Source organism: Inquilinus sp. (assembly GCF_039594555.1).
GTDB lineage: Bacteria > Pseudomonadota > Alphaproteobacteria > DSM-16000 > Inquilinaceae > Inquilinus.
Map to the genome: position 1 here is coordinate 1 of NZ_JBCNNF010000592.1, position 3,236 is coordinate 3,236.

Annotated in this window: 3 protein-coding genes; 2 read left to right on the plus strand and 1 reads right to left on the minus strand. The window is 70.9% G+C overall.

Annotation, left to right across the window (positions count from 1 at the left end; genetic code table 11):
- A partial coding sequence (locus ABDW35_RS34600) for an ABC transporter permease subunit (RefSeq protein ID WP_343718383.1) occupies window positions 1-1,311 on the minus strand: 1,311 nt, incomplete at its 3' end.
- 186 nt (window positions 1,312-1,497) lie between these two features.
- On the opposite strand from ABDW35_RS34600, the gene ABDW35_RS34605 reads away from it, so the two are divergent.
- Both ABDW35_RS34605 and ABDW35_RS34610 read left to right on the plus strand, forming a co-directional pair.
- The gene (locus tag ABDW35_RS34605; RefSeq protein ID WP_343718384.1) at window positions 1,498-2,427 is read left to right on the plus strand and encodes an ABC transporter substrate-binding protein; all 930 of its coding nucleotides are present in this window, start codon (window positions 1,498-1,500) and stop codon (window positions 2,425-2,427) included.
- A gap of 13 nt (window positions 2,428-2,440) precedes the next feature.
- On the plus strand, window positions 2,441-3,236 hold a 796-nt coding region (locus tag ABDW35_RS34610), incomplete at its 3' end, for an LLM class flavin-dependent oxidoreductase (protein WP_343718385.1).

The window sequence follows — 3,236 nt, forward strand, 5'->3', positions numbered from 1 at the left end:
GTCGCCGCGCTCGCGATACCCCAGCAGCGCGCCGTCGACGGTGATGAAGCCGGCATCGACCTTCTCCAGATGGTTGATGCTGCGCAGCAGCGTCGACTTGCCGGAGCCGGAGGGGCCGAGGATCACGGTGACGTCGCCGGACGGGATGGTCAGGCTGACCTCATCCAGCACCTTCTGCGACCCGAAGCTCTTCGACATGCCCTGGATCCGCACCTCGCCCCGGCCGGCGGACAGCGGCTGCCAGGCGGGCTGGGGTGCCGCCGGCTTCGGCGCGGCGGCGATCCGCAAGGCCGGCGCGGGCTCGGCCGCCACCGGCTCGGCCCGGCGGCCGGCGCGCCAGGCGCGGAGGCGCTGGATCGGCGTCGGCGGCAGGGTGCGCAGCGCGCCGCGGGCGAAGTGCCGCTCGATGTAGAACTGGATGACCGACAGCACGATCATGATGATCAGGTACCAGACGGTCGCGACCATCAGCAGCGGGATCACCGCCAGGTTGCGGCGGTAGATCACCTGCACCGTATAGAACAGCTCCGGCAGGGCGAGCACGTAGACCATGGACGTGCCCTTGGCCAGGCCGATCAGCTCGTTGAAGGCGGTCGGCAGGATCGCCCGCATGGCCTGCGGCAGGACGATGCGGAAGGCCTGGCGGCGGCGCGGCAGGCCCAGCGCCGCCGCGGCCTCCAGCTGGCCCTGGTCGACCGACAGGATGCCGCCGCGGATGATCTCGGCCGAGAAGGCGGCCTGATTCAGGCTCAGCCCCAGCAGTGCTGCGGCGTAGGGGCCTAGCAGCGAGACTGTCGGGTACTCGCCGAAGACGATGTCGGTGAAGGGGATGCCCAGCCGAACCGTCTCGTACAGGTAGCCCAGGTTGAACAGGATCAGCAGCAGCACGATCAGCGGGATCGAGCGCAGCAGCCAGATGTAGCCCCAGGCCAGGCCGGACAGCAGCGGCGACTTCGACACCCGGGCGAGGGCCAGCCCGGTGCCCAGGAGGAAGCCGAGGGCGGAGCCGCCGGCCGTCAGCAGGATGGTGCGGCCCAGCCCGTCCATCACCGGCTCGGCGAAGAACCATTGGGCGAAGACATCCCATTCCCAGCGCGGATTGGTCAGGATCGAGTACAGCACCGTGATGATCACGGCGGCCGCGAACAGCGTGCCGGCGGCGCGGCCGGGATGGCGGGCGCCGACGACGCGGTGGCGGGAATAGTCGCGCCCCTCCGCCAGGTCGCGGCGGCGCACCGCCTCGGGCGCGGCCTCCGACAGGCGGGGCAGAAGGCGCGGGCGGTCCTGCAGGTCGATCTCTGGGCTGGTCATGCGTCTCGCAATCGGCTGTCGCTGCTGGGTGCCGCCGGACCGTTCCCCGGTCCGCCGATCAGATATAACAGTTAAAATCTGCATAAATTGCAGTTTCAACATATCTATTGCGCATATGTAAATTCATACTGTCAACTGAGTCCGTATATTGATCGGCGCACCGGGCGCAGGCTCAGGAGGGATGGAATGTTCGGATCGATCTCCAGACGGGCGGCCGCGGCCCTGCTCCTGGCCCTGGCGGCCGGCGCGGGGCCGGCCCTGGCGCAGAGCCTGGACCTGAGCCCGGAGCAGCCGGGCCGCCTGCGGGCGGAGAAGGACGCGGCGATCGCCGCCGCGATCCCGAAGGATTTCCGATTCGCCGAGGACGGCGTGCTGACCGTGGCGATCGCGCCCGGCCAGCCGCCGATCGCCACCTATGCCACCGACGCGCGGACCGTGATCGGCGCCGACCCCGACCTGGCCCAGCTGGTCGCCGACGTGCTGGGGCTGAAGCTCAAGCTGGTCGCGGTGGCCTGGGCGGACTGGCCGCTGGGCCTGGCCTCGGGCAAGTACGACGCCGTCATCTCCAATGTCGGCGTGACCGAGGAGCGCAAGCAGCGCTTCGACTTCTCCAGCTACCGCAAGGGCCTGCACGGCTTCTATGTGAAATCCGGCAGCCCGATCGCGGCGATCCGCGAGCCGAAGGACATCGCCGGGCTGCGGATCATCACCGCTTCCGGCACCAACCAGGAGCGGATCCTGCTGGAATGGAACCGGCAGAACGAGGCCCGGGGCCTGGCCCCGGCCGAGCTGCAATACTATGACGACCAGGCCGCCTGGGGGCTGGCGATCCAGGCCGGGCGCGCCGACGCGCTGTTCAGCGTCAACGCCGCCCTGGCCTACCAGGCCCGCGACGGCAGCCTCAAGCCGGTCGGGACCGTCAGCTCCGGCTGGCCGCTGGACGCCGAGACCGGCATCACCACCCGCCGTGGCAGCGGCCTGGCCGATGCCTTCACCGCGGCGATCAACGCGCTGATCGCGGACGGCAAGTACGCCGGGTCGCTGGCGCGCTGGAACCTGTCGGCCGAGGCGATCGACCGGTCGCGCACCAACCCGCCCGGCCTGCCCAGCTTCTGACGAGGACCGCATCATGGCATCGATCGACCATGCCGGGTTTCTGACCCCTGGCAGCTTCCCGGAGGCCGACCCGCGGGACGGGCTGGAGAAGGCGCTGCGCCTCTTCGCCCATGGCGAGCGGCTGGGCTTCGACAGCGCCTGGATCCGGCAGCGGCATCTCGAGCCCGGCGTGTCCTCGGCGGCCGTGTTCCTGGCCGCGGCCAGTCAGCGCACCCGCCGGATCCAGCTCGGCACCGCGGTGATCCAGATCGGCTATGAAAGCCCGTACCGCCTGGCCGAGGACCTCTCCACCGTCGACGTGCTGTCGGGCGGCCGGCTGAATGTCGGGCTCAGCGCCGGCGTGCCGCCGCATGCCGACCTGCTGGGGCCGCGCGTCTTCGACGGCGACTGGACCGGCTACGACCTGTCCTATGGCCGGGTCGAGCGGCTGGTCGACAACCTCCGTGGCGCCTATCTCGGCGCGCCCGATCGTGTCGTGGTCAACGCCGCCGGCCGGCACCGGCCGCGGCTGCAGCCGGTGGCCGAGGGGCTGGCCGACCGCGTCTGGTATGGCGGCGGGTCGCTGCGCTCGGCCGAATGGGCCGGGCGCGCCGGGCTGAACCTGCTGATCGGCAACGTCACCTCGGGCGAGGGCACCGACGATTTCTCCACCGCCCAGCGGCGGCAGCTCGATGCCTACCGCGCGGCTTGGCACGGCGCGCGCCAGCCCCGTGTGGCTTTGGGCCGGGTGATCGTGCCCTTCGACGGCGCGGATGACTGGACGCGCGCCCGCTACGCCGAATACGCGGCCAGCGTGCGCTCACGGCGGC